Origin of the sequence: Mucilaginibacter angelicae (assembly GCF_042434235.1) — a bacterium.
Lineage (GTDB): Bacteria > Bacteroidota > Bacteroidia > Sphingobacteriales > Sphingobacteriaceae > Mucilaginibacter > Mucilaginibacter angelicae.
Genome location: NZ_JBHLTS010000065.1, coordinates 32,630 through 58,715, shown reverse-complemented (window position 1 = coordinate 58,715; position 26,086 = coordinate 32,630). Strand labels below are relative to the sequence as shown.

Below are 26,086 nucleotides of genomic sequence, written 5' to 3'. Positions count from 1 at the left end.
GGCCCCAAGGATTATACGGGGTCTGTAGTTTGACCTTGTTTTTCCAGGCAAATATCTTACTTCTCATCCCAAAGCACGTCATTACATTTTTTTTCAGGTTTCCCCTGATCGTTACTCGCAATGACGTGTTGGAGATGTCATTCTACCTTCATACTCAAATGTCTAAACACTCGGGAAATCCAATTATGCGTATGTGAAAAAATAAAATTTGCAATTATATAAGCACTTATATAAATTGCATCATGAATTTATATCAAAGTTTGGGCTATTTGGTTTTGGGCAGTCGCCTGCGGCGGTTGAGCGAAGCTTTTTTAGCCGAAATTAATAAGGCTTACCAAAATGCCGGGATCGATTTTGATGCCAGCTGGTTCCCCGTATTTTATTTACTGTCGAAAAATGATGCTTTGTCTATCAAAGAATTAAGCGAGCAGATAGAAGTTTCACACCCCGCTGCAAGTCAGCTCATCACCAATTTAAAGAAACGTAACCTGGTTACCAGCGATACCTGCAGCGACGACGGTCGCCGCCAGTTGGTTACTCTTACAGATTCAGGGCGTGAGCTATTAGCACAGATAATACCCATTTGGGATGCCATCAGCGAAACCATGACCCGACTGGTTGAAGATGATGAAACCGCAATGCAATTATTACCTGCGATTACCGCGATTGAAAATGCTTTTCGCCAAACTAAACTGGCCGATAATATCGTTGAAAAACTAAATACCAATTTAAAACCCGCCGGCAATGACTGATATATTTAATTACGGCACCGATCACCTTACCATTGGTACCTGCCTTGATATTGCATCAGGCAAAACCAAAGGGATCATCAATGAGGATGCCGCCCGGATGATCAACAACTCCTGGCGTGAGGTAGAAAAGATAGTGCATAGCCATCACCCCGTTTACGGCATCAATACCGGTTTTGGCCCATTGTGTGATACCCGGATTTCGGAAGCGGATACCAGCCTGCTGCAAAGTAATATCCTTAAAAGCCATAGCGTAGGGGTAGGAAAACCTATCCCGCAGGAAATTGCCAAACTCATGATGATCACCAAAGTGCATGCTTTGGCACAAGGTTATTCGGGCATTGCATTGAGCACGCTCGAGCGCATTATCTGGCATATTGACAATGATATTATCCCGCTCGTGCCCGAAAAAGGTTCGGTAGGTGCCTCCGGCGATCTGGCTCCCTTATCGCACCTGTTTTTACCGCTGATTGGTTTAGGCGAAGTATTTGAAAATGATGAAAGGGTACGTGCCGGAGATGTATTAAATAGATATGGTCTGCAGCCGCTGTCGCTTGGGCCTAAAGAAGGCCTTGCACTCATTAATGGTACGCAGTTCATCCTCTCATTTGCGATAAAAGCAGTACAGCGCCTGGATGACGCCCTGAACCGTGCCGACCTGATCGGCGCCATGTCATTAGAAGGGTTGATGGGCTCTATTCGCCCTTTTGATGAGCGGCTGCATAATATTCGCCCTTTTAAGGGTACAAGGATGGTTGCCCACCGCTTGTTTACTTTACTGGATGGATCAGAAATTAATTCGTCACATATCAATTGCGATAGGGTGCAGGATCCATACTCGTTACGTTGCATGCCGCAGGTGCATGGTGCATCCCGCAATGCATGGCTGCACCTCAAAGAGCTTACCGAAATTGAGCTCAATTCCGTTACCGATAACCCGGTTATTTTTAATGCCGATGATACCATTAGCGGTGGCAATTTCCACGGGCAACCGCTGGCTTTACCGCTTGATTACGCCACTGTTGCCGCTGCCGAAATAGGTAATATTGCCGACAGGCGCTGTTATTTAATGAGCGAAGGCCGGTACGGCCTACCCAAACTGCTTACACATGATGCCGGTCTTAATTCCGGTTTAATGATCCCGCAATATACTACTGCCGCCCTTGTTACCGAAAATAAAACCCTGTGTTTCCCGGCCAGCGCCGATAGTGTGCCTACCTCCCTCGGGCAGGAAGACCATGTTTCCATGGGTTCTATCAGCGGGCGCAAGCTGCACCAGGTGATAGATAATATTGAATACATCCAGGCGATAGAATTGCTTTATGCGGCCCAGGCCATGGATTTCCGCCGACCGTTAAGATCAACCCCGGTTATTGAGGCCTGCCATGAACTGGTAAGGCAACATGTAGCTTTTATACAGGACGACCGGGTTTTTGCCGATGATATTAACAGTCTTCATAAACTGATTACAGATGGCTTACTGCTGCAAACCGCAGGCAAAGCCACCATTGCTCACCAAATAGATTTAAGCCATGACGAGTTCGGAATTTATTAAAACCTACGCAAACCACCCGGTGTACAAAGCGCCGCGTGGTATGCAGCTTCATGCCAAAAGTTGGCAAACCGAAGCTCCGCTCAGGATGCTGCTTAATAACCTTGATGGCCAAGTAGCCGAAAACCCCGATGAGCTGGTGGTTTACGGCGGTATTGGCCAGGCTGCCCGTAACCCGGAGGCGCTCCGTAAAATTATTGAGATGCTGCTGGAGCTTGACGAGCATCATTCGCTGCTGATCCAGTCGGGCAAACCGGTAGGGATTATCCGCAGCCATCCTGAGGCGCCGCGGGTTTTGATAGCCAACAGTAACCTGGTACCCGCATGGGCCAACTGGGAGCATTTTAATGAGCTGCGCGAAAAAGGCCTGATGATGTACGGGCAAATGACGGCCGGTAGCTGGATCTATATAGGTACGCAGGGTATTTTGCAGGGCACTTACGAAACTTTTGTGGAATGCGGCAACCAGCATTTTAATGGCGTTTTAGCCGGTAAGCTTATTGTAAGTGCCGGTTTAGGCGGTATGGGTGGCGCTCAGCCATTAGCCGCAACCATGGCGGGCGCTGTGTTTTTAGGTGCCGATGTAGATGCATCGCGGATTCAAAAACGGGTTGATACCAAATATATCGACCAGATGACGGATTCATATGAGGAAGCTATCGCATGGGTAAAAGAAGCCATCGGAAAAAAAGAAACGCTTTCGGTAGGCCTGGTAAGCGATGCTGGCGATTTGCTCGAGAAACTGTTGAAGGATAATATCATCCCTGATATGCTTACCGACCAAACTTCGGCGCATGATCCTTTAAATGGCTATATCCCTAATGATTTGTCATTAAACGAAGCCGCCGATTTAAGAAAAACTGATGCGGTAGAGTATAAACGCCGGTCGCTGAAAAGTATGGCGAGGCATGTGGGTTTGATGCTGGAGCTGCAAAGCAAAGGGGCAATCACCTTTGATTATGGCAACAACCTGCGCGAATTTGCCCGGCAGGGTGGTGAGGCTAACGCTTTTAATTTTCCTGGTTTTACACCGGCTTATATCCGTCCGCTGTTTTGTGAGGGGAAAGGGCCGTTTAGGTGGGTAGCTTTATCCGGTGATCCGGAAGATATTTATACTACCGATCAGGCGCTGATCGAAGCCTTCCCCGAAAATAAACCGTTAATTACCTGGCTTAAAAAAGCACGGGAGAAAATAGCGTTTCAGGGCCTGCCTGCCCGCATTTGCTGGTTGGGTATGGGCGAACGTGAAAAAGCCGGCTTGATATTTAACGAGCTGGTAGCATCCGGCAAGGTAAAGGGCCCCATAGTAATTGGTCGCGATCATTTGGATTGCGGCTCGGTAGCATCACCCAACCGCGAAACAGAAGCTATGCTGGATGGTTCGGACGCCGTATCCGATTGGCCGTTGCTCAATCTGATGGCCAATGCCTCGGGTGGTGCAACCTGGATTTCGTTTCATCATGGTGGTGGGGTAGGTATGGGCTATTCACAACACGCCGGCATGGTAGTATTAGCCGATGGCACAGAACGTGCAGCCACCTGCCTGAAGCGGGTATTATACAATGATCCTGCTATGGGCATCTTCAGGCATACCGATGCAGGTTACGATAAGGCTGCTGAATGGGCGGATAAGTTCAACCTAAAGGTTTGGTAAAATATAAAATAAAGCGTCATTGCGAGGTACGAAGCAATCCCCGATTAGCAGATCGGCTATAAAGGCTCTCCCTGTACAGTTTGGGATTGCTTCGTACCTCACAATGACGGGATGAAAAGTAGCTCATGAAGAAACTAATTGGTCCGTTTACACAAATACTGCCTTTAGCCGGTTTGCCGCTTAAGGGGGCGTTGAAGGATGAGCAATTGCAAGTTGTTGCCAATGGCGGGGTATTAACCGAAGATGGGATAATCCTTGCTGTTGATGATTTTGAAAAACTGCGCAAAAACTATCCATCGGCACAAATAGAAGAAATTACTGGTGATCATGTATTGTTGCCCGGCTTTGTAGACTGCCATACGCATATCTGTTTTGCCGGGAGCAGGGCTAAGGATTATGCCATGCGCAACGCGGGTAAAAGCTATCTTGAAATTGCGGCATCCGGCGGCGGCATCTGGGATTCGGTTACCCAAACGCGGGCAGCTACTGAAGCGGAGTTAAGCCATTTGCTGGTGCAGCGGATCAACCGTCATTTGGCAGAAGGGGTAACTACTGTTGAAGTTAAAAGCGGCTACGGTTTATCAGTGGCCGAAGAGTTGAAACAGCTTAGGGCCATTCATCAGGCTGCCAATAAAACCCATGCGCATATTATATCAACCTGCCTTGCTGCGCACATCAAACCAAAAGATTTTGATGGTGCCGAAAGCGAATACCTCAAATATTTACTGAGTGAGCTGTTACCTAAAATAAAACAACAAGGGCTGGCAAACCGGGTTGATATTTTTATTGAGCGAAGTGCCTTTAACGCCAGCGATGCCTTGTTTTATTTGAGCAGGGCTAAGCAAATGGGTTTTGAGGCCACCGTTCATGCCGATCAGTTTACTACCGGAGGCAGCGAGGTTGCTGTTAAAGCAAGGGCAGCATCAGCCGATCACCTGGAAGCCAGCGGCGATTATGAGATAAAATTATTGGCCAATTCAGATACCGTTGCTGTAACTTTACCGGGTGCTTCGCTGGGTTTGGGGATTGGATATGCACCTGCCCGGAAGCTCCTTGATGCCGGGGCCTGCCTCGCCATTGCCAGCGACTGGAACCCCGGCTCGGCCCCAATGGGCGATCTGCTGATGCAGTCTTCAGTAATGGCAGCTGCCGAAAAGCTAAGCTCAGCCGAGGTTTTTGCAGGCTTAACTTATCGCGCAGCACAGGCATTGAAGCTGAATGACCGCGGTACATTAACCAAAGGCAAGCTTGCCGATATGCAGGCTTACCCTTGTAATGATTACCGGGAGATTCTATATCAACAAGGAAAATTAAAACCTGTCCGCGTTTGGACATCTGAAAATAACGATTAAGCGGATTTTATAATTTGCTTAGCTACCAATGAACCATTGACTAATGAACCAATGACCAAACTAATAGAATGCGTACCGAATTTTAGCGAAGGTGTAAACCTTGATATCATTAAACAGATCACCGATGCTGTGGAAACTGTTGAAGGAGTTAGGCTGCTGAATGTTGACCCTGGCAAGGCTACTAACCGCACTGTGGTAACTTTTGTTGGCGAGCCCGAAAAGGTGATTGAAGCAGCGTTCCAGGCTATTAAAAAAGCAGGGGAGCTGATTGATATGAGCCGGCAAAAAGGCGAACATCCGAGGATGGGGGCAACAGATGTTTGTCCGCTGATCCCGATCAGTAACATCAGCATGGAGGAAACTGCTGATTATGCCCGCCAGTTAGCAAAACGGGTAGGAGAGGAACTGCAGATCCCGGTTTATTTGTACGAGGCCGCGCAGCCTGATAAAAGCCGGAGTAACCTTTCGGTGATCCGTGCGGGTGAATATGAAGGCTTTTTTAAGAAGATTAAACAGCCGGAATGGGCGCCCGATTTTGGTCCGGCGGAGAATGATGTTAAACGCGGGGCTACCGTGATTGGTGCAAGGGATTTTTTGGTGGCTTATAATGTTAACCTGAATACTACTTCTGTCCGTCGTGCAAATTCCATTGCTTTTGATGTGCGCGAGGCTGGCCGCACCCTGCGTGAAGGCGACCCTATCAACGGAAAAATAATATATGACGAAAATGGTAAAGCCAAAAACATTCCGGGTTCATTAAAGGCGGTAAAAGCCATTGGCTGGTATATTGAGGAATACGGCATTGCCCAGATTTCGATGAACCTTACCAATATCAACATTACACCGGTTCATAAAGCTTTTGATGAAGTGTGCGATAAAGCCGCAGCACGCGGTATCCGGGTAACCGGTAGCGAACTGGTAGGGCTGATCCCACTAAAAGCCATGCTTGATGCGGGCAGGTACTTTTTAGAAAAGCAACAACGCTCATCCGGCGTAAGCGAAAAAGAGCTGATCAAAATCGCCATTAAATCAATGGGACTGGATGAGCTTTCACCCTTTAGGCCAGAGGAACGAATCATTGAATATTTGCTGAAAGATAAAGCTAATAGCAAGCTCATCAGCATGAGCCTTGCCGATCTGGCCGATGAAACAGCCAGCGAAAGCCCGGCACCGGGCGGTGGTTCTATTTCGGCGGCTGTTGGTGCTTTAGGAGCATCACTGGCTACCATGGTGGCCAACCTCAGTTCGCATAAAAAAGGCTGGGATAACCGCTGGCAGGAATTTAGCGACTGGGCACAAAAAGGCCAGCGATTTAAAAATGAACTGCTGGTATTGGTTGATCAGGATACCACGGCCTTCAACCAGATCATGCAGGCTTTTTCACTTCCAAAATCAAATGATGAAGAAAAAGCAACCCGCGATAAAGCCATACAGGACGCTACCCGTTACGCTATCGAAATTCCTTTTAAAGTAATGGAGGCGGCTTTAAACAGCATGGAGGTAATTAAAGCCATGGTGTTAACAGGTAACCCCAACTCCATAACTGATGCCGGTGTAGCTGCCCTTTGTGCCCGTACGGCCGTATTAGGCGCATTCATGAATGTGAAGATCAATGCTTCGGGGTATAAGGATAAGGATTACGTGATTGATATTATTTACCGCGGTAATGAAATTGAACGGAAAGCCATCGCGCTGGAAGCGGAGGTTATTGAATTGGTGAATGGGAAGATAGGGTTGGGATAACAAACATTACCGCGGGTTTAGGATAGCGTAACCCGTGGTTGCCATAGGTTAAGTTTTCAACTTAACCTAAACTGTGTTTCAGCTGAAAGCTGAAACCATTGTTACCACGGGTTGAAAACCCGCGGCAGCGTGCGGCTTACTCTTTCTTATAATCCTTATGCACAATTAAAAAGCTTGCGCGTTCTTCCTTATGAAAAGGGATATTCCAGTTACCCTGATAAGTGATCTTGGTAGGGAGTGGTTCGCCCTGGAAATTGTTGAGCTCGATGTTCATTTGCACGTTGAAATCAAAGAACATATTGCTGAATTTCATATCAATATATCGACCCAGGATCTGGAAAGTGCGCTCATCAAAAATGGTGGTCATTTCCTTGATCATGGTGTCACCATCGGATGTGCTGGGTTTACATTTAACCTTAAAGCGATAAACCGGGATGGTATCAAGGTATTTACCGCGGGCAAATTCGTAATAGTAATACTGGCGCATATCGCCCGAGAAGATCTCTGTTTTGCTGCTGATGAAGGGGATCCCGCTCACTTTGCGGCCGGGTGTGAAGATCAGGGTTTTGAGTTTGCTTTTGTATGATTCATTTTTACCTCCCGACCCCGGTAAGGCATCGCTTTTTGTAAAATCAGAATTGTAGGCGTTCATGAAAATAAAGTCGAACATCTCAACGGTATACAATTGGTATTTGCCGTTCTTTTTATACACATCGCCACTATCGCGTTTAGCAACGTATTCAATTTTGTGTTTACCGGCAAGATTGCTATGTAGTATTTTGCGATAAATACGTCCATCTACACGGTTCTTTTTATCGTATGTGAAAATCCTGTTTTCGGCTGTAAAGCCGAACCTTTTCATGTTTTGAAACGCCTGGTAAAAGCCTGTATCAGCCAGTACAGCATCAATAAAATCCTGCGCGTTGAGTTTGTGTGAGCGGATATCAACAAGTGAATCAATTACAATAGTACGGATAGTATCCGGGTTGAAGCGGTTGATCTGCTGGGCTTTCGCAAGCAGGCCTGTGGTAGTAAGGATAAGGATCAGGAGTATTTTTTTCATTGATTGCTTTTACAGCATGTCATTGCGAGCGATAGCGCGGCAATCTCGTGGTCAATACTTCTTTGACCTGTATAGCTACGAGATTGCTTCGTCATTCCTCCTCGCAATGACATGATTTATATTTTATGTCATTGCGAGCGTAGCGTGGCAATCGCATGCTATACAGAGTGGCTCTGCAAAGTTCGAGATTGCTTCATTTTTCGCAATGACATGGTTTTTTTAGTTTCCTAATTGCTTCACCGCCAAATAAGCCATCAAACCGGTACTTACTTTAAATGCATCTTCCTCTACATCAAAAGTTGGTGTATGTACCGATGAGGTAATACCGCGGGCTTCGTTACGGGTGCCGAGGCGATAGAAACAACTGCTGGCAACTTGCGAATAGTATGCAAAATCTTCGGCTGCCATCCAGATATCCAAGTCAAGTACGTTCTCTTTACCTAAATAATCTTCGGCGTGGCCACGAGTGGCGTGGGTTAGTTTTTCTTCGTTAATTAGGAATGGATAACCACGCATAATGTTAAAATCACAACTTCCGCCCATACTTTCGGCAATGCCTTCGGCCATTTTTTTCATACGTTTATGGGCTTCCCCGCGCCAATTCTCATCCATGGTACGGAATGTACCTTCCAGGTAAACCTCGTTAGGGATCACATTGGTAGCACCGTTGGCTATTACTTTACCGAATGATAGTACTGACGGGCTTTTAGGATCGGCAAAACGGCTCACCACCTGCTGCAGGGCGGTCAGTATGTGGGCGGTAATAATTACCGGATCGATATTTTGCTGTGGCTGCGCACCGTGGCCGCCTTTACCTTTAACGGTAACGTAAAGCTCATCTGTCGAGGCCATGTATTTACCTGCGCGGAAACCTACCTTACCTGCATCTATCAAGGGCATTACATGCTGGCCTAATACGGCCGCAGGTTTGGGGTTTTCCAAAACACCTTCCTTGATCATGAGGCTTGCCCCACCGGGTAGTTTTTCCTCTGCCGGTTGAAAGATCAGTTTTACAGTACCTGCAAACTGGCTTTTTAGTTCGGTTAAGATTTTGGCTGTACCCAATAATGATGAAGTGTGCGCATCATGGCCGCAGGCATGCATTACGCCCGGGTTTTGCGATTTATACGGAACATCATTAGCTTCCAGTATCGGCAGGGCATCCATATCGGCACGCAGGGCAACCACATTGCCTGCATCCGATGGCTTTTCGCCTTTGATAAGGGCTACCAAACCGGTATCGGCCATTTTGTGGTATTCCAAACCCAATTCTTCAAGCTTGTTGGCTACAAACACTGAGGTTTGCAGTTCATGAAATGAAAGCTCGGGATTGGCATGCAGGTGACGGCGGTTGGCCACTACTTCGCTGAATATTTTTGCGGATAATTCCTGTATTTGCTCTTTAATCATTATTTGGATCCGTTTTAGGGAGATTTATTTTTTCGGAAATGATGAATATGCTCGAGAACGAAGACCGCAGCTCCTGCACCAGTTTTTCGGCTTCGAGCCGGGTACGGAAATCACCTGCTTTTACTTTAAAGTTAGGTTCGCGGTAACTGATATACGTGCGTAGCTCCGGGTATTGCTGTTGCAAACGGTTTTGCGCGTTGTAGGCATCCTTCCGGTTTGAGCCGCTGAAGAACTGTACCCGGTAACCATACGATGAATAACCGGCTGCATCGGTAGTAGCAACACCGTTTAATGAGAACCGTTTGGCTATCAGGCTATCAACCAGCGGGTCTTTAACCACTTCAACCTTGCCCCGGGTTTGGGCAAAGGTTTGGGTTGATGCCAGTATCAATAAAACAAAAAAGCAGTATCTGATTACGGCCGGTTTAGCTTGATGATCAAATACTGCTTTTTTCATTTGGTAAATTCTCTTTAAACTGTCATGCCGAACGGAACAAACTAACATCGTAAAAAAATTAGCCTTTGTCATCCTGGGCGATAGCGAAGGATCTTCTTCGATGAGCCGAGGCGCTGTACAGGGCGAAGAAGATGCTTCGTCCCTCAGCATGACAAACTTTTTAATTGTCGTTAGCAAAACGAAGCAATCTCCTGAAACCGGCAGGTCGATCTACCAATCGGGGATTGCTTCGTACCTCGCAATGACGTGGTTTTTAATGGCCCGCCAAGGCGGGCCTTATATTAATTCTGCCCTACGCCGTGGCAGTTTTTGTATTTTTTACCGCTACCGCAAGGGCAGGGGTCGTTACGGCCTATTTTAGGATCAACCCTTATCGGGGTAGCTTTTGGGGCTTCCTGGAAATCATCCATAGGCATGCCGTTGCTTTCGCTTACTACTTCGGCTTTGGTGGTTTTCATTTTGCGCAGGTCGAGCTTTGGTTCAGGCCTTGCTTCCTTTACCTCTTCGGCCTGTTGCTGAACCGGGATTCCACCACGGAACAGGAAGCTTACAATTTCCTTGTTTACATTGGCAAGCATACCCCTAAACAATTCAAAGGCCTCAAACTTGTAAACCAATAACGGGTCCTTTTGTTCGTAAACCGCATTTTGTACCGATTGTTTTAACTCGTCCATTTCGCGCAGGTGCTCTTTCCATGCATCATCGATCAGGTACAGGGTAACGTTTTTCTCAAACGATTTAAATACCTCATGGCCATGGTTTTCAACCGCTTTTTTAAGCGGAACGGCTACCTGGATGCCATGGATACCATCGCTGAAAGGAACAACAATGTTTTCAACATACTGACCGCGGGTTTCATAAACATCTTTAATAACCGGGTAAGCCTGTTGCGCAACCGCTTCCTGTTTACGTTTATAAAAATCCATTACAGTTTGGAAGGTCAGATCAGTTAATGCCGGAATTGATTTCGCGGTAAATTCATCGGCGCTAAGTTCGATATCAACCGAGAACAAACGGATCACCTCTAAGGTGAAACCTTCATAGTTAGCACTTTCTTTATATTCGGAAACGATATCCTCAACCACATCAAAAATGGTGTTGCTCAGGTCAACATCCAAACGTTCGCCAAACAGGGCGTTTTTACGTTTGGTGTAGATCACCGTACGCTGTGAGTTCATCACGTCGTCATATTCCAATAAGCGTTTACGAATACCGAAGTTGTTTTCTTCAACTTTTTTCTGCGCACGCTCTATTGATTTAGAGATCATAGAGTGCTGGATCACTTCGCCTTCTTCAATACCCATACGTACCATCAGGCTTGAGATCCGCTCTGATCCGAATAAACGCATCAGGTTATCCTCTAACGATACAAAGAACTGTGAAGAACCCGGGTCACCCTGACGACCAGAACGACCGCGTAACTGCCTGTCAACACGGCGCGACTCATGGCGCTCGGTACCTACAATGGCTAAACCACCGGCTTCTTTAACGCCAGGGCCTAATTTAATATCCGTACCACGACCAGCCATGTTGGTAGCAATGGTCACTGTGCCTGCCTTACCTGCTTCGGCCACAATATCGGCCTCTTTCTGGTGCATCTTAGCGTTCAGTACGTTATGTTTGATGCCGCGCAGCTTAAGCATACGGCTCAGTAACTCAGAGATCTCAACCGATGTTGTACCTACCAGTACAGGCCTGCCTGCTTGCGTTAGTTTTACAATTTCGTCGGCAACGGCATTGTATTTTTCGCGTACGGTACGGTAAACCAGATCCTGCATATCTGAACGGCTTGCCGGGGTATTGGTCGGGATTTCAACCACATCCAGCTTGTATATTTCCCAGAACTCGCCTGCTTCAGTGACAGCAGTACCGGTCATGCCGCAAAGCTTGTGGTACATCCTGAAATAGTTTTGCAGGGTAATGGTAGCAAAGGTTTGGGTAGCGTCCTCAACCTTTACGTTTTCTTTAGCCTCAATAGCCTGGTGTAAACCATCAGAATAACGGCGACCGTCTAATACACGACCGGTTTGCTCGTCAACTATCTTTACCTTGCCTTCGTCAAGAATGTATTCGGTATCTTTTTCAAACAGGGTATAAGCTTTCAACAACTGGTTAACTGAGTGGATGCGCTCAGACTTGATCGAGAAATCGCGCATCAGCTCATCCTTGCGGGCAATCTTTTCTTCGGTGCCCAAGCTTGACTTTTCAATTTCAGCAATTTCGGTACCTACATCAGGCATCACAAAGAAATGAGGGTCTTCGCCCGAAGCGGTGATCAACTCAATACCTTTTTCAGAAAGCTCCACCTGGTTATTCTTTTCGTCGATAACGAAGAATAATTCAGAATCAACCTTTGGCATTTCCTTGCCCTGGTCCTGCATGTAGTGGTTTTCTACTTTTTGCAATACGGTACGGTTACCGCCTTCGCTCAGGAACTTGATGAGTGCTTTGCTTTTTGGCAAACCACGGAAAGCACGTAATAAAGCCAGGCCACCACCGTCAACATCGGTATTACCATCGTTGATCGCTTTTTTGGCTTCGTTCAATACACCGTTAACATAGTTTTTTTGCGCGTTAACCAAACGCTCAATGCGTGGCTTCAGCTCATAAAACTCATGCTCATCGCCGCGTGGGATAGGGCCTGATATAATTAAAGGTGTACGGGCATCGTCAATTAAAACGGAGTCAACCTCATCCACCATGGCATAATGTAATTTGCGTTGTACCAACTCTTCGGGGCTACGTGTCATATTGTCACGCAGGTAATCAAAACCGAATTCGTTATTGGTACCAAAAGTAATATCGGCTAAATAAGCGGCACGGCGCTGTTCTGAATTTGGTTCATGTTTGTCGATACAATCAACCGATAAACCATGAAACTCATACAACGGACCCATCCACTCGCTATCCCTGCGGGCCAGGTAATCATTCACGGTAACAATATGAACACCTTGTCCGGCTAATGCGTTAAGGTACGCAGGCAGCGTGGCTACCAGTGTTTTACCTTCACCCGTTGCCATTTCTGATATTTTGCCCTGGTGCAGTACTGTACCGCCAATCAGCTGTACATCATAGTGAACCATATTCCAGGTAACTTCATTACCGGCGGCAATCCATGTGCTGCTATGAAAAGCTTTATCGCCTTTAATAGTAACGTTTGGTTTGCGGGCTGCAAGCTCACGGTCAAACTCAGTAGCAGTAACTTCTATTGATTTATTGGCAGACAGGCGGCTTGCGGTTTCTTTAACTACAGCAAATGCCTCCGGCAATATATTCATCAATATATCTTCAAGCTCTTTGTTGCGGTCTTTTTCAAGCTTATCAAGCTGAGTATAAAGCTCAACTTTTTCAGCTACATCCATATCAAGCTCGTTTTCTGTACGATCTTTAATGGCTTGTATCTCTGTGTCGATGCCTGAAAGGCCTTCGGCAATGGTTTCTTTAAAATATATGGTCTTAGCCCTAAGCTCATCATTACTCAGGGAGCCAAGCTTTGCATATTCAGCCTTAATTTTCTCAACTATAGGCTGTATACTTTTTACATCCCGTTCTGATTTGCTTCCGAAAAGCTTACTGATAAAATCTAACATATTATTTTATTATGATACAACCCGGTTCAACAATTGCGCCATAGCGACCGATAGAGCCAAATTGACAGGCAAATGTAAGGTTTTGCGCCGAATGGCGAAAGGACAAAGGCTTAAAGCGTTGTGCGGGGTGTAAGATTGACATTGTGGTGTTTGTATTTGTTGTTGTGTTTATTGAGTTGGGTATGTAGTTGAATGTCATTGAGAGGGGGAACGACGAAGCAATCGCATGCTATACAGGGCGGCTATGCTTACGGGCGGTTGCCACGCTGTGCTTGCAATGACATGGTTGATGGCGTTCGTTAGTTTTTAGGTTCATCACCTTTTTCATCGTCTTCATCGTCAAAATCATCAAAGTTGCCCATGTCCTCGTCATCTTCATTAAATTCGCCGAAAAAGCGGTCTTCATCAAACATCAGCTCTTCCAGTTTTTCCTGCTCGGGCGTACTTGTATCAAAGCGGATGGCCCAGTTATCGGGGATGTCATATGTTTTATCAAAGCCCCTGATCCACTCCACAAAAACCAGGCGAAACTCTTCTATCTTGTCGCGCATCAGGTTTACATAGTCTTCCTGGTTAATTTTTACCATTGAGGCAAAGGATACTGCATTGAACATGTCCTGCACGGCCATTTTAATGAGTACAGCATTTTGCATCCTTAAGGAATAAAGGCTGCCACCTTCAGCACCGGCAATTTTTGCCTGGATGAGGGCGGCATTACTGCACATTTGCACAGCAAGATGCTCCTTCATGGTGTCTTCCTTTAATGATTCGGCAATTACATCTGCCAGGTCAAACAGTTCCTGCGATTTTTGATATACCGGGAGCTTTTCAAACTTTTCGAGTCTACGGGCCATGTGGTAAATTTACTACTTATAACACAAGTAGCCTCATATATAGTATTAAAGGCTTATTAAAAAAACTATCTTTGCCGCATGAATATCCTGATCCTTGGTTCGGGCGGAAGGGAAAGTGCCTTCGCCTGGAAAGTAGCTCAAAGCCCTAAATGCGAAAAACTTTTTATTGCTCCCGGAAATGCCGGCACCAAACAGTATGGTACTAACGTAAATATTAAGGTTACCGATTTTGAGGGGATCAAAGCGCTTGTTTTAAGTGAAGGTATTAACCTGGTACTGGTTGGCCCCGAAGAGCCGCTGGTAAAAGGTGTTCACGACTTTTTCCTGGCCGATGAACAATTGAAAAATATCCCGGTTGTTGGTCCGCAGCAGGAAGGCGCACAGCTGGAAGGCAGTAAAGATTTCTCCAAGCAATTTATGGAGAAACATAATATCCCCACCGCTGCCTACAAAACTTTTACTAAAGATACTTTACAGGATGGCCTGACTTATTTAGCTACTGCCGGTTTACCGGTAGTGCTTAAAGCCGACGGACTTGCAGCCGGCAAAGGCGTACTGATTTGCCTTACTTTAGAGGAAGCACAGACCGAACTTACCGCCATGCTGGCCGATGCCAAATTTGGTGAAGCAAGCTCACGTGTGGTTGTTGAGCAGTTTTTAACAGGTATTGAACTATCGGTATTTGTGATGACCGATGGTAACAGTTATAAGATCTTACCAGAAGCTAAAGACTATAAACGCATAGGCGAAGGCGATACAGGGTTGAATACAGGTGGCATGGGTTCTATCTCCCCCGTTCCGTTTGCTGATGTTGCTTATATGAAAAAGGTAGAGGAGCGCGTGATCATCCCTACTGTTGAAGGTTTGAAAAAAGATGGCATCCCTTATAAAGGCTTTATTTTTATTGGCCTGATGAACAGTAACGGCGAACCATGGGTTATTGAATACAACTGCCGCATGGGCGATCCGGAAACAGAAAGTGTAATGCGCCGCATAGATTCGGACTTTGTTGACCTGTTGTTAGGCGTTGCCGAAGGAAACCTGAACGAAAAAGAAATCATCATCAGCCCTAAAACAGCTGCTACCGTAGTGATGGTGGCAGGCGGTTATCCCGGTGAGTACCTGAAAAATAAAGTGATCACCGGTACCGAAAATGTTCGCGATTCGATAGTTTTCCACGCTGGTACTTCAATGGATGGCGACGATATAATAACTACCGGCGGCCGCGTGCTGGCTATTACTACCGTACAGGATGATATGTTCAGCGCTTTACAACAAGCTACTGCCGATGCCAGCCGGATTTATTATGATGGTATGTATTTCAGGAAAGATATTGGGTTTGATCTTTTATAGTCAGCCCCTCTAAATCTCCCCTAAAAGGGAGACTTTAAAAAAGTGTACCGCCGCCGCCCGGCTCCAGCCGAGTGGCGGTTGAGGTGGTTGGTATAAGAGAGGTAACTTAACCTCCAATCACTAACCTCTAATCTCTATAACTTCACCACCCTCTTCAACACCAGTAAATTCTGCCCGTTGAGGCTGTAGCCGCTGATATTGTTTTGATACAGGTTCACCAGTTTATCATAGTATAACACCACAACCGGCGACTGCCCCATCATCAGGTTATCCATTTGGCGATAGATAGCGTAACGGGCTTCATCGTTTTTTACCTGGTAGGTCTGCTCAAAAAGCGCATCGAACTTTTTATTGTTGAAACCGGTATAGTTTGGCCCAAAGGGGATCTTGTTTTTTGAGTAAAATACCGAAAGATAATTTTCGGCATCGGGATAATCGGCTATCCATGTGCCGTAAAAAAAGTTGATGCCGTTTTTGGAGATCAGCTCACGCAGGCTGGCTCCCTGTGTTATCTCCACATTGGTTTTAATGCCGATGCGTTCCAGTTGTCCCTGCACGTATTCAATCAGGCTGCGGTAGCCAATAGTTGTAGCCAGTGTAATTTCGGGCATGTTTTTGCCGTTGGGGTAACCGGCATCGCGAAGCAGGCAGCGGGCTTTTTCCGGGTCATAAATGTAGCCTTTTACACCGGTGCCGCTAAAGCCGGGCATTCCCTCGGGTACAAAACCTTCATAGCCTGGTGTGCCCATGCTGTTGCGCAGGTATTTGATCATTTTTTCGCGGTCGATAGCGTAATTGATGGCCTGCCTGATCTTTAATAGTTTTAATGGCGATTTTTTTACGATGGGTAAAGTGGTATCAACCAGCATGCCCAGGTAAATAGTGTTTAAGTAGGGTGCAGTATTGAGAATGAACTTGCCTTTATATTTTTGCGTTACCTTGCCAGCTTTGGTGAGGATATCATCGCGATAGCTACCGTCGATATCGTTCAAAAAATCAATATTCTTTTTTACAAACTCCAAAAAGGAGGTTTGCTTATCGGCAATAAAGGTGGAGCGGATAGCATCAAGATAGGGGAGACGCTTGCCTTTTTCATCTTTTTCCCAATAGTGCTCATTTTTTAAAAATACCAGCACTTCGCCCTCTTTCCAGTATTTAAAGCGGAAAGGGCCGGTACCTACCGGGTGGCTCCGAAAATCCTTGCCATAAAATTCAACTACTTCTTTGGGGACAACGGAGCAATACTGTGCTGTTAGTAAACTTAAAAAAGGCGCAAAAGGCTGTTTAAGTTTGATCTGGAATGTACTGTCATTGGGCGCGATGAAAGCGCTTTTATCTTTTACTTTATCGCTAAAGATCCATGAGCCGGATGAAGCTACCTTAGGGTCGATCAGCCGACCGAAACTATAAGCGAAATCAGATGCAACAGCTTTACGGCCTTTGCCATTTGCAAAATGAGGATCATCATGAAAGTAAACATCATTGCGCAGATGGAAAGTATAAAGCAATCCATCTGCTGATGTTTCCCAGCTTTTGGCGATGCAGGGAATAGTTTTTAAGCTATCATTGATCTGCACCAGGCCATTGTAAAGCTGGTTGTCCATCCAAATGGTATAGTGGTTACGGCAAAAAGCAGGGTCGAGCGAAGTAAGGCCTTCCTCAAGATTGATATTAAAGACGGATTTATGCTGGTTGGAAGAAGTATCGGTATGGCAGGCACAAAGCTGAATGGAGAATAGTAAAAAAAGGTAAGTGATCAGCTTATTCATTTAGGCTAATATATTAAATATCGCGTTAGTAGAATGAATGAATAGGTGATTATTACTTAGGTATGATGGATTACTGGCGACAGTTAATTAAAAAAGAAAAGTGAAACCGTGCCCTTTTGATGGCTTTTTCATCTCCTCAAATTTTTCAATTTCTTTTTGAAGAAGATCGCGGTATTCATTAATCATAAACTCACGAAATATTTCAATATTTTCCTGTTGACGGGTGTCGATTAAGGCCTGGATATAAGCAGCTTTATTTTCACTACGCACAATTGCTAAAGGAAGATTATAATAAGCCTGGATATAATTCATTAACAACCGGGAAGTCCGGCCGTTGCCATCATAATACGGATGTATGCTGACAAGATTGAAATGGGCATCAAAGGAAAGATTGAGTTGATCAGCTACGGCTAAAGGGGAACTGATAGCCTCATTAAGCTTTTTTACCAGCTCATTGGTTAAGTGTTCAACTTTATCAAAATTGGGAAAATATGAAATTCCTGCAGTGACGTTGCCTTTTCTAAAGGCTCCGGTTCGGGAATCTACAGTGCCAAGCATGGTATTGTACACCTTGCCGGTATTTTTCATAATTAGGGCATTAATCTCCTGCAAAAGAGATGCTGACAATGCTTTTTTTGCCTTTGCACGTTCGATAGTAAAAAGAAGGGCTGCATGATGATCTGTTACCATCAGGCTTTCTTCCAATGGTTTGCCGTTGGGGGTACGGCCTTCATTAATTAACACCTGAGCTTCCACCTCTGTTAATGTAGAACCTTCGATGCGGGTGGAGTGATGGTCAATAGAAATCAGGTTAAACCGATCATGATCAGTCACATCGGCTATACCAAGATCATTGTATTTTTCTATCAGGTTAAGTATTTCCATTGTTCCTTCAATGCGAAAATACTTATAAGTTTTTACATGTAAACGCTATTGCTAAGCTATTCGAGGCCAGCGACCTCGAATAGCGGTTGGGTATGAACATTGTTTTACTATGCATCAATACCCGTCAATCCCTTATAAAAATGCTTGGCGTATCCAGCTATTAAAGCATCCTGATCATTTCCGTTAATGATACGGCGGGCATTGAGCCAGTCAGCATGCTTGTCATCAAAATATTTGCCCAAACCAACGCCGGTGAACATCCCTTTGGTCATGCCATCAATCATTATTTTTGCTGCTATATCGGGTTGTAAGGCCAGCTCAGGATGATTGAGCAGGTCGACATTTAAATGCTTGCCAATAGCTTCATAGTTTTCGTACCATGTTAATTGCACAAAGCCCCGGCCATAATACAATTGATCGGGCGTGGTATAAGGTACCCGGTGGCCAGGGCCGGCGCCCATTTTAAATTTTTCACCGTAGGGATGGCCTTTGCCCTTGCCGAATTCATTTACCGGCTGCATGGTGCCTGCGCATTCATGGTAAACGGTACCCAGCATGTAGGCTACCTTGCGCTGGTCGGTAATGCCGGCATCAGCTGCGGCTTTTAAGATGATTTCAATACCATCAATCTGGCTTTGTAAAATGTGGCCTTTAAATACAGAGCCACGAATGGTGTCATAAAATTCTTTTGTACCTGGCATAGACGTAAAATTTAGGTTTTAGTAATAAAATTAATTGCTGTAAACGAACGTTTCAGATTAAAAGGTGTAGAAGAGCGGGGATAAAGATAAATATTCGGCTCGGGAATATCAAATGTTGATATTCAAAGAGTTGCGCAGGAAATTGCGGATTTGTTCCAGGCCTTCGCTCTGGAAGTCTAAGAAGAGATACGTTTATGACGTAAATTTTAAAGTGCCCGCCATAAAGCGGGCACTTTAATTAAAATCTGTCTTTTAAAAACTGGCCGGTATAGCTGTCTTTTTGTTTTAAAAGGTCTTCGGGTACACCTTCAAATACTACCTTACCGCCACGGTCGCCGCCTTCAGGGCCTATGTCGATAACCCAGTCGGCGCATTTGATCACATCCATATTGTGTTCAATAACAATGATGGTATTGCCATGATCAAGCAGGGCATCAAATGATTTCAGCAGCTTTTTAATATCGGCAAAATGGAGGCCTGTAGTAGGTTCGTCAAAAATAAATAAGGTTTTACTGGTGTTGTTCCCTTTTACCAGGAACGATGCCAGTTTGATACGCTGCGCTTCGCCGCCTGATAAAGTATTTGACGATTGGCCTAAATGCACATATCCCAAACCAACATCAACCAGTGGTTTTATTTTGGCGATGATCTTAGGCTCTTTAGCAAAAAACTCAACGGCCTCATCAATGGTCATATTCAGGATATCTGATACATTTTTTTCCTTGTACTGGATATCAAGAATGTGCTGCTTAAAACGGTGCCCCCCGCAGGTTTCGCAGGTGAGAAAGATATCAGCCATGAACTGCATTTCTATCTTAACTTCACCTTCACCCTGGCAAACATCACAACGACCGCCCTCAACATTAAATGAAAACGCAGAAGGTTTTAACCCGGCCGCTTTTGAAGCAGGCTGGGCGGCGTAAAGGTTTCTTATCTCGTCCCAGGCTTTGACATAAGTAACCGGGTTTGAGCGTGATGAACGGCCGATCGGATTTTGGTCAACCATTTCAACCTGTTCAATTTTGCCATAATCACCATCAATGGCATCATATGAGCCCGTTTGCTCACCCGAATAATTGCCCAACGCTTTTTGAACAGCGGGAGCAAGAATGCGTTTTACCAAACTGGTTTTGCCCGAGCCGGATACGCCGGTTACAACGGTAAGTACTCCTAAAGGGAATTTGGCATTTACGTGTTTCAGGTTGTTTTCGCGTGCGCCTTTTATCTCAATAAAATCGTGCCATTTGCGACGGCTTGCAGGGATGACTATTTCTTCCCGGCCGCTCAGGTATTTTCCGGTGAGGCTTTTCTCGTCTTTTATAATTTCATCATAAGTACCGGTGAAGATCAGCTCACCGCCATGGGTGCCGGCTTCCGGGCCGATATCTATAATGTAGTCGGCCGCTTTCATAATCTCTTCCTCATGCTCAACAACCAATACGGTATTGCCCACATCCCGGAGAGATTTTAACACGCTGATCAGTCTTTGGGTATCACGCGGATGTAAACCGATACTCGGCTCGTCCAATACATAAACCGAACCCACAAGACTGCTGCCCAATGAGGTGGCCAGGTTGATACGCTGCGACTCGCCGCCTGATAATGTGTTTGATAAACGATTAAGCGTTAAATAGCTTAAGCCAACATCATTTAAAAAGTTGAGGCGGTTGGTTATTTCCATCAACAGGCGTTTGCCGATTTTTGCATCTGTTTCACTTAGTTCGAGTGATTTGAAAAATTCAAATGCCTTATCCAGTGGCATCAGCACTACATCGGTGATCGACTTTTCGCTGATCTTTACGTAGGAAGCATCCATCCGTAAACGGCTGCCTTTACACTCAGGACAAGTAGTTTTACCCCTGTACCGCGATAGCAAAACACGGTACTGGATCTTATAGGTTTGCTCTTCCATTTCCTTGAAAAACTCATCAAGGCCGCGGAAAAACTTATTGCCAGTCCAGAGCAGGCGCTGCTCTTTTTCGGTTAGCTGGTTGTATTGGCGATGGATGGGGAAGTCGAATTTTAACGCATGCCTTACCAGCGCATCGTTCCATTCGCGCATTTTTTCACCGCGCCAAGGGGCAATAGCCCCTTCATAAATGGATTTGCTTTTATCGGGGATAACTAAATCTTCATCAATGCCGATCACCTTGCCATAACCCTCGCACTTTTTGCAGGCGCCATAAGGGTTATTAAAGCTAAAGAAATTTGGAGTAGGCTCCTCAAACTTAAGCCCGTCTAACTCAAAACGATCGCAGAAAAAGCGTTCATGTTCAGTATCGCCGTCCGGCTCCTGAAAGCGGACAAAGCAATCGCCCTTGCCTTCAAAAAAAGCGGTCTGGATCGAATCGCCTAAACGGCTAATGGTTTCATCTTCTTCGTTTTTGGTAACGCGGTCAACAACGATACGTATCACCGTTGGGGCTTCCGGCTCTTTAAGCTCTGCTTCTACCTTTTTACTTTTCGTTTTCTTGATCTCAACCACAGGCTCGGCGGCCATCATGGTGACATTCTCTACCGCTTCGTCTTCCAACAATGATTCTATCCGCGAAAGCTTGCCATTGTATTCAACACGTACAAAACCTTTTTGCATCAATACGGCAAGCTCCTCTTTAAGGCTGCGGTTATTATGCGGGTGCAGCGGCGCAAGAATGGTTATCTGGGTTTCATTAGGCAGCGAAAGCACAAAGTTTACCACATCGGTAACCGAATCTTTCTTCACGATGTTGCCTGATACAGGTGATATGGTTTTGCCAATGCGCGAAAAAAGCAGCTTCAGGTAATCATAGATCTCGGTTGATGTACCAACAGTTGAACGTGGGTTTGAGGTAATTACCTTTTGCTCAATAGCTATAGCGGGTGCAATGCCTTTAATATAGTCAACATCAGGCTTGTTCATACGGCCTAAAAACTGGCGGGCGTATGATGAAAGGCTTTCCACATAACGGCGCTGACCTTCGGCATACAAGGTATCGAAAGCGAGCGATGATTTGCCCGAACCCGACATGCCTGTAACCACCACCAGTTTGTTTTTGGGGATAGCCACGTCAAGGTTTTTGAGGTTGTGCACCCTTGCGCCTTTTATGATAATATGTTTTTGCGGATCTTTTTCTGCTTCTTTACTCATTCTTCTGAATTAGTTCATAGGTGATGGTTCATGGATCATAGCTTGTTTGGTAAGGCTTTACAGCAAATAGTTTACCATGAACCATGATCTATTAACCATTAACTTTTTGCGAATGCAAAAATCCTAAAATATTTAGCAGAATCCAAATGAGTTTTAATTGTTTATTGGATTAAACTACGTGAATTATTGGAGTTTACAGTTTGCTGACTTTTGAAAGTTTAATGTTGTTTTAACAACTTCTTTTTAAAAAATTTATTTTGGTGAATGATTAAACCTTCGGTATTAAAAGTCAGTCTAAAGGGGGTGTGCCAAATAAATGATGGTTTTACAATGGGTTTGACCGATTAATAGTAAAGTAGGGCTTCAAAAAAAAAATTTTATTTGTTTTTTTATCAATAATTTATTTTATTTGGGGAAACAAATCTTTAACCCCTAAGGAGCAAGCTATAGAAGACACTTTACTTTAAAAGGTTTTAACTAAAAATTAAGTTTAAGTAGTACTTTCTATGGATTTTCAATTGAAGAGTGATCAGGATCTAATCCATCTATACGTAGCTGGCGACGAAGCCGGTTTAGTAGAATTGATAAGGCGTTACCAATCAAAAATATACACTTCTATTTACCTGTTGGTAAAAGACGAATACCTTGCTGAAGATATTTTTCAGGATGCGTTTATAAAGGTGATCAATACCCTTAAAGCAGGTAAATACAACGAAGAAGGAAAATTTTTGCCCTGGGTAACCCGAATTGCACATAATTTGGTGATTGACCATTTTCGCCGTGAAAAACGAGCGCCAATGATCAGCAATGGCGATGATTTTGACATTTTTGAAGTGCTTGGTAATTACGATGAAAGTACCGAGGATAAAATGGTGAGGGATCAAACCCATAAAGATCTTAAAGCGCTGATCCAGCTGCTTCCGTCCGAACAAAAGGAAGTGCTTATTATGCGCCACTTTGGCGATATGAGCTTTAAAGAGATTGCTGATATTACCGATGTAAGTATCAATACCGCGCTCGGCCGTATGCGCTATGCTCTTAATAACCTCCGCAAAATGATGCAGAGCAAGGAGCTTAGCCTTAAAAATTAGAGGCTGCCGGTCGGAGATAAGAGGTTAGGATATTATTGTTTAGGTTAAATTGAACAATAATATTCTAACCTTATTTTTTGCATAAAATTTTGATGTGCTTTCATTAGTCTCTGATATAAAGTTGCTTACTGTTGTAGTAAGGTAATTATGGCCTTTTTGGCTTTAATTCCTGAAATAAAAAATTTCATTTAATTTTCATTTAACAAAATATTATCTTTAAGCCACCGTTATAAATCGTATAAAAATTATAGTAAAAAAAGCTTATGGATGAAACCTTTACAAAAACGTTGAATGCATTAGCTAACGAAGCTGAAATGAACAGGGATGTACAAGAAAATCTGGATGCCGACGAAGTGATTTTTTACAATTCAATTCGTGCCGATTTGGACCTGCTGATCAGGAAACCCAAAGTGCAAACTATACACCAGATCCTGGATTATTCGAAGAGCTTACGTTAGTACGCATTGCTGATTCCCCACTGGTTCATAGATCATGATTGTTGAAGAGGTTCCCGATGCGAATCGGAAAACCAAAACCCAATGAGTGATTTATGAACCTTTCTATTTTTAGGTGGTTCAGTAGTTCAATGGTTCATTTGTTCATTGGTGAAAAGTTTGATAATTTTGGAGCTTGGTTTATATGTACTGCATTGTCTTATTCATTAAGCAGCAGGTACCAATAAACTAATGAACAAATGAACCATTGAACTAATGTTGAAAGCCGAACGCTACCGCCATTTTGTTGATTATTTTTCTAAAAACCAGCCTAACCCGGTTACAGAGCTGCATTATAGCAACCCATTTCAGTTATTGGTAGCCGTCATTCTTTCGGCACAGTGTACAGATAAGCGTATTAACCAGGTAACACCGGCGTTGTTTGAACGTTTCCCTACAGCTCAGGATCTTGCTGACTCAACATCCGACGAGGTTTTTTCCTATATCCGTTCCGTAAGTTATCCTAATAATAAAGCCAAACATTTGGTAGGCATGGGTAAAATGCTCATCGATGTTTTTAACGGCGAAGTGCCTGCCGGGATTGAAAACCTGCAAAAGTTACCGGGCGTTGGCCGTAAAACAGCCAATGTAATTGCTTCGGTGATTTTTGAAGAACCGGCGATGGCTGTTGATACGCATGTATTCAGGGTAGCTAACCGCATTGGTTTAACCAATAATGCCCGCACCCCGCTGGCGGTTGAAAAACAACTGGTTCAAAATATCCCTAAAGAATATATAGGTGTAGCGCACCATTGGCTTATATTGCATGGCCGGTATATTTGCCTGGCGAGAAGCCCTAAGTGTGATGTTTGTCCGCTAACCTGGTTTTGCCGGTATTATGAGCGCAACAATACGGAAGCCGCATTGCAAAGGGCCGAAACCGCCAGGGTTAAGAAAGCTAAAGAGGCAAAAAAGAAAAAGGCGCTTAACACAATAAGTAAGGAGTTGAAGAAGAGGAGTGTGGAGAAAGAGATTTGATTGCTAAACTAATGGTGGTTAACTTTCCTCATTAAATCTCAAAGCGTCATTGCGAGGTACGAAGCAATCCCCAATTAGCAGGGTAGCTATGCAGGCTTCTCTGTATAGTCGGGGATTGCTTCGTACCTCGCAATGACGTGGGGAGAAATAATAAATTACTAAAAAAATTAGTAATTGTAAAAAATGTAATTATATTTGTTGAAGAAAATAATACGATGGCTAACATAGATAAAAATAGCGCTGATAAATTGAAGGCATTACAGCTTACATTAGATAAGCTGGAAAAATCATACGGTAAAGGTACCATCATGAAACTGGGTGACTCCGTTATTGAACAAACTGAAGTTATATCAACCGGCTCACTGGGCCTGGATATTGCTTTGGGCGTTAACGGTTTGCCTAAAGGAAGGATCATTGAGATCTATGGCCCTGAATCGTCAGGTAAAACAACTTTGGCTATCCATGCTATTGCCGAATCGCAAAAGAAAGGGGGCATTGCAGCTTTTATTGATGCTGAGCACGCTTTCGACCGTTTCTACGCCAAAAAATTAGGTGTTGATGTTGAAAACCTGCTGATCTCTCAGCCGGATAACGGTGAGCAGGCACTGGAAATTGCCGATAACCTGATCCGTTCGGGCGCTATTGATATTTTAGTTATTGACTCTGTTGCCGCGTTAGTGCCAAAAGCTGAGATTGAAGGTGAAATGGGCGATTCAAAAATGGGCTTGCATGCACGTTTAATGTCGCAGGCATTACGTAAGCTAACCGGTACCATCAGCAAAACAGGATGCTGCTGTATCTTCATTAATCAGTTGCGCGATAAGATCGGTGTTATGTTTGGTAACCCTGAGACTACAACAGGTGGTAACGCGTTGAAGTTCTACGCTTCGGTACGTTTGGATGTACGCCGCATCTCACAAATTAAAGACACCGACGAAGTTTCTGGTAACCGTGTAAAAGTTAAGATTGTTAAAAATAAGGTTGCCCCTCCGTTCCGTATAGCTGAGTTTGACATCATGTTTGGCGAAGGCATTTCAAAAGCAGGTGAAATCATTGACCTTGGTGTTGAATATAACATCATCAAAAAAGCAGGTTCATGGTTTAGCTATGGCGAAACCCGTTTGGGCCAGGGCCGTGATGCTGTTAAACAATTGATCCTTGATAACCCGGAACTACAGGAAGAACTGGAAAACAAGATCCGCGAAACCGTAACCGGCGAAAGCATGGAAGAAGTGTAGGCCGGCCGACTGATAAAATTTATAGT

19 protein-coding genes are annotated in these 26,086 nt (G+C 44.7%); 10 read left to right on the top strand and 9 right to left on the bottom strand.

Annotation, left to right across the window (positions count from 1 at the left end):
• Window positions 1-242: 242 nt before the first annotated feature.
• The 5 genes from ACFFGT_RS21015 (at window position 243) to ftcD (ending at window position 7,050) form a co-directional block, all read left to right on the top strand.
• Window positions 243-752: a MarR family winged helix-turn-helix transcriptional regulator gene (locus tag ACFFGT_RS21015; RefSeq protein WP_377024477.1), complete on the top strand. Its 510-nt coding sequence runs from the start codon at window positions 243-245 to the stop codon at window positions 750-752.
• Window positions 745-2,304 (top strand): histidine ammonia-lyase, encoded by a 1,560-nt coding sequence (gene hutH / locus ACFFGT_RS21010; RefSeq protein ID WP_377024476.1) that lies wholly within the window; start codon window positions 745-747, stop codon window positions 2,302-2,304. The genes ACFFGT_RS21015 and hutH overlap by 8 nt, the downstream gene beginning before the upstream one ends.
• A complete protein-coding gene (gene hutU / locus ACFFGT_RS21005; protein ID WP_377024475.1) occupies window positions 2,282-3,955 on the top strand; it encodes a urocanate hydratase in 1,674 nt (557 codons plus the stop codon). The genes hutH and hutU overlap by 23 nt, the downstream gene beginning before the upstream one ends.
• Window positions 3,956-4,080: 125 nt before the next feature.
• Window positions 4,081-5,307: an imidazolonepropionase gene (gene hutI / locus ACFFGT_RS21000; RefSeq protein ID WP_377024474.1), complete on the top strand. Its 1,227-nt coding sequence runs from the start codon at window positions 4,081-4,083 to the stop codon at window positions 5,305-5,307.
• 51 nt (window positions 5,308-5,358) lie between these two features.
• Entirely contained in the window at window positions 5,359-7,050 is a 1,692-nt protein-coding gene (gene ftcD, locus ACFFGT_RS20995; protein ID WP_377024473.1) for a glutamate formimidoyltransferase, read from the top strand.
• A gap of 136 nt (window positions 7,051-7,186) precedes the next feature.
• On the opposite strand, the gene ACFFGT_RS20990 is transcribed toward ftcD, so the two are convergent.
• From ACFFGT_RS20990 to ACFFGT_RS20970, 5 genes are all read right to left on the bottom strand, one after another.
• The gene (locus ACFFGT_RS20990) at window positions 7,187-8,113 is read right to left on the bottom strand and encodes a hypothetical protein (protein WP_377024472.1); all 927 of its coding nucleotides are present in this window, start codon (window positions 8,111-8,113) and stop codon (window positions 7,187-7,189) included.
• Between the two features lie 219 nt (window positions 8,114-8,332).
• Window positions 8,333-9,523 carry a M20 metallopeptidase family protein gene (locus tag ACFFGT_RS20985; RefSeq protein ID WP_377024471.1) on the bottom strand — a complete coding sequence of 397 codons (1,191 nt, stop codon included), beginning with the start codon at window positions 9,521-9,523 and terminating at the stop codon, window positions 8,333-8,335.
• Window positions 9,516-9,980, bottom strand: coding sequence for an SPOR domain-containing protein (locus ACFFGT_RS20980; protein ID WP_377024470.1), 465 nt, complete (start codon window positions 9,978-9,980; stop codon window positions 9,516-9,518). Before ACFFGT_RS20980 ends, ACFFGT_RS20985 begins: the two co-directional genes overlap by 8 nt.
• A 281-nt stretch (window positions 9,981-10,261) precedes the next feature.
• Complete coding sequence (gene secA / locus ACFFGT_RS20975; RefSeq protein ID WP_377024469.1) at window positions 10,262-13,570, bottom strand: preprotein translocase subunit SecA; 3,309 nt, start codon at window positions 13,568-13,570, stop codon at window positions 10,262-10,264.
• A 299-nt stretch (window positions 13,571-13,869) separates the two neighbouring features.
• The gene (locus ACFFGT_RS20970; protein WP_377024468.1) at window positions 13,870-14,424 is read right to left on the bottom strand and encodes a hypothetical protein; all 555 of its coding nucleotides are present in this window, start codon (window positions 14,422-14,424) and stop codon (window positions 13,870-13,872) included.
• 78 nt (window positions 14,425-14,502) lie between these two features.
• Here ACFFGT_RS20970 and purD point away from each other — a divergent pair, with 78 nt between their 5' ends.
• Window positions 14,503-15,777 (top strand): phosphoribosylamine--glycine ligase, encoded by a 1,275-nt coding sequence (gene purD / locus ACFFGT_RS20965; protein WP_377024467.1) that lies wholly within the window; start codon window positions 14,503-14,505, stop codon window positions 15,775-15,777.
• Between the two features lie 134 nt (window positions 15,778-15,911).
• Here the strand turns inward: purD and ACFFGT_RS20960 are convergent, their stop codons facing one another.
• The 4 genes from ACFFGT_RS20960 to uvrA all read right to left on the bottom strand — a co-directional run bounded on the left by ACFFGT_RS20960 (window position 15,912) and on the right by uvrA (window position 22,259).
• Window positions 15,912-17,546, bottom strand: a complete 1,635-nt coding sequence (locus tag ACFFGT_RS20960; RefSeq protein ID WP_377024466.1) for an ABC transporter substrate-binding protein — start codon at window positions 17,544-17,546, stop codon at window positions 15,912-15,914.
• Between the two features lie 87 nt (window positions 17,547-17,633).
• On the bottom strand, window positions 17,634-18,380 hold the full coding sequence (locus ACFFGT_RS20955) for a Fic family protein (RefSeq protein ID WP_377024465.1): 747 nt from the start codon (window positions 18,378-18,380) through the stop codon (window positions 17,634-17,636).
• A gap of 158 nt (window positions 18,381-18,538) precedes the next feature.
• Window positions 18,539-19,132, bottom strand: coding sequence for a glycoside hydrolase family 19 protein (locus tag ACFFGT_RS20950; RefSeq protein WP_377024464.1), 594 nt, complete (start codon window positions 19,130-19,132; stop codon window positions 18,539-18,541).
• A gap of 238 nt (window positions 19,133-19,370) precedes the next feature.
• Window positions 19,371-22,259 (bottom strand): excinuclease ABC subunit UvrA, encoded by a 2,889-nt coding sequence (gene uvrA / locus ACFFGT_RS20945; RefSeq protein WP_377024463.1) that lies wholly within the window; start codon window positions 22,257-22,259, stop codon window positions 19,371-19,373.
• Window positions 22,260-22,765: 506 nt separating this feature from the next.
• On the opposite strand from uvrA, the gene ACFFGT_RS20940 reads away from it, so the two are divergent.
• From ACFFGT_RS20940 to recA, 4 genes are all read left to right on the top strand, one after another.
• Window positions 22,766-23,350 carry an RNA polymerase sigma factor gene (locus tag ACFFGT_RS20940; RefSeq protein ID WP_090534404.1) on the top strand — a complete coding sequence of 195 codons (585 nt, stop codon included), beginning with the start codon at window positions 22,766-22,768 and terminating at the stop codon, window positions 23,348-23,350.
• A gap of 263 nt (window positions 23,351-23,613) precedes the next feature.
• Complete coding sequence (locus ACFFGT_RS20935; RefSeq protein WP_377024462.1) at window positions 23,614-23,808, top strand: hypothetical protein; 195 nt, start codon at window positions 23,614-23,616, stop codon at window positions 23,806-23,808.
• Window positions 23,809-24,060: 252 nt separating this feature from the next.
• Complete coding sequence (nth, locus tag ACFFGT_RS20930; protein WP_377024461.1) at window positions 24,061-24,822, top strand: endonuclease III; 762 nt, start codon at window positions 24,061-24,063, stop codon at window positions 24,820-24,822.
• A gap of 215 nt (window positions 24,823-25,037) precedes the next feature.
• Window positions 25,038-26,060, top strand: coding sequence for a recombinase RecA (gene recA, locus ACFFGT_RS20925; RefSeq protein ID WP_377024460.1), 1,023 nt, complete (start codon window positions 25,038-25,040; stop codon window positions 26,058-26,060).
• Window positions 26,061-26,086: the final 26 nt, after the last annotated feature.

Excerpts from the sequence above, each read along its gene's own strand:
- ACFFGT_RS21015 (WP_377024477.1), top strand. The coding sequence starts at position 243 with ATGAATTTATATCAAAGTTTGGGCTATTTGGTTTTGGGCAGTCGCCTG.
- hutH (WP_377024476.1), top strand. The coding sequence starts at position 745 with ATGACTGATATATTTAATTACGGCACCGATCACCTTACCATTGGTACC.
- hutU (WP_377024475.1), top strand. The coding sequence starts at position 2,282 with ATGACGAGTTCGGAATTTATTAAAACCTACGCAAACCACCCGGTGTAC.
- hutI (WP_377024474.1), top strand. The coding sequence starts at position 4,081 with ATGAAGAAACTAATTGGTCCGTTTACACAAATACTGCCTTTAGCCGGT.
- ftcD (WP_377024473.1), top strand. The coding sequence starts at position 5,359 with ATGACCAAACTAATAGAATGCGTACCGAATTTTAGCGAAGGTGTAAAC.
- ACFFGT_RS20990 (WP_377024472.1), bottom strand. The coding sequence starts at position 8,113 with ATGAAAAAAATACTCCTGATCCTTATCCTTACTACCACAGGCCTGCTT.
- ACFFGT_RS20985 (WP_377024471.1), bottom strand. The coding sequence starts at position 9,523 with ATGATTAAAGAGCAAATACAGGAATTATCCGCAAAAATATTCAGCGAA.
- ACFFGT_RS20980 (WP_377024470.1), bottom strand. The coding sequence starts at position 9,980 with ATGAAAAAAGCAGTATTTGATCATCAAGCTAAACCGGCCGTAATCAGA.
- secA (WP_377024469.1), bottom strand. The coding sequence starts at position 13,570 with ATGTTAGATTTTATCAGTAAGCTTTTCGGAAGCAAATCAGAACGGGAT.
- ACFFGT_RS20970 (WP_377024468.1), bottom strand. The coding sequence starts at position 14,424 with ATGGCCCGTAGACTCGAAAAGTTTGAAAAGCTCCCGGTATATCAAAAA.
- purD (WP_377024467.1), top strand. The coding sequence starts at position 14,503 with ATGAATATCCTGATCCTTGGTTCGGGCGGAAGGGAAAGTGCCTTCGCC.
- ACFFGT_RS20960 (WP_377024466.1), bottom strand. The coding sequence starts at position 17,546 with ATGAATAAGCTGATCACTTACCTTTTTTTACTATTCTCCATTCAGCTT.
- ACFFGT_RS20950 (WP_377024464.1), bottom strand. The coding sequence starts at position 19,132 with ATGCCAGGTACAAAAGAATTTTATGACACCATTCGTGGCTCTGTATTT.
- uvrA (WP_377024463.1), bottom strand. The coding sequence starts at position 22,259 with ATGAGTAAAGAAGCAGAAAAAGATCCGCAAAAACATATTATCATAAAA.
- ACFFGT_RS20940 (WP_090534404.1), top strand. The coding sequence starts at position 22,766 with ATGGATTTTCAATTGAAGAGTGATCAGGATCTAATCCATCTATACGTA.
- ACFFGT_RS20935 (WP_377024462.1), top strand. The coding sequence starts at position 23,614 with ATGGATGAAACCTTTACAAAAACGTTGAATGCATTAGCTAACGAAGCT.
- nth (WP_377024461.1), top strand. The coding sequence starts at position 24,061 with ATGTTGAAAGCCGAACGCTACCGCCATTTTGTTGATTATTTTTCTAAA.
- recA (WP_377024460.1), top strand. The coding sequence starts at position 25,038 with ATGGCTAACATAGATAAAAATAGCGCTGATAAATTGAAGGCATTACAG.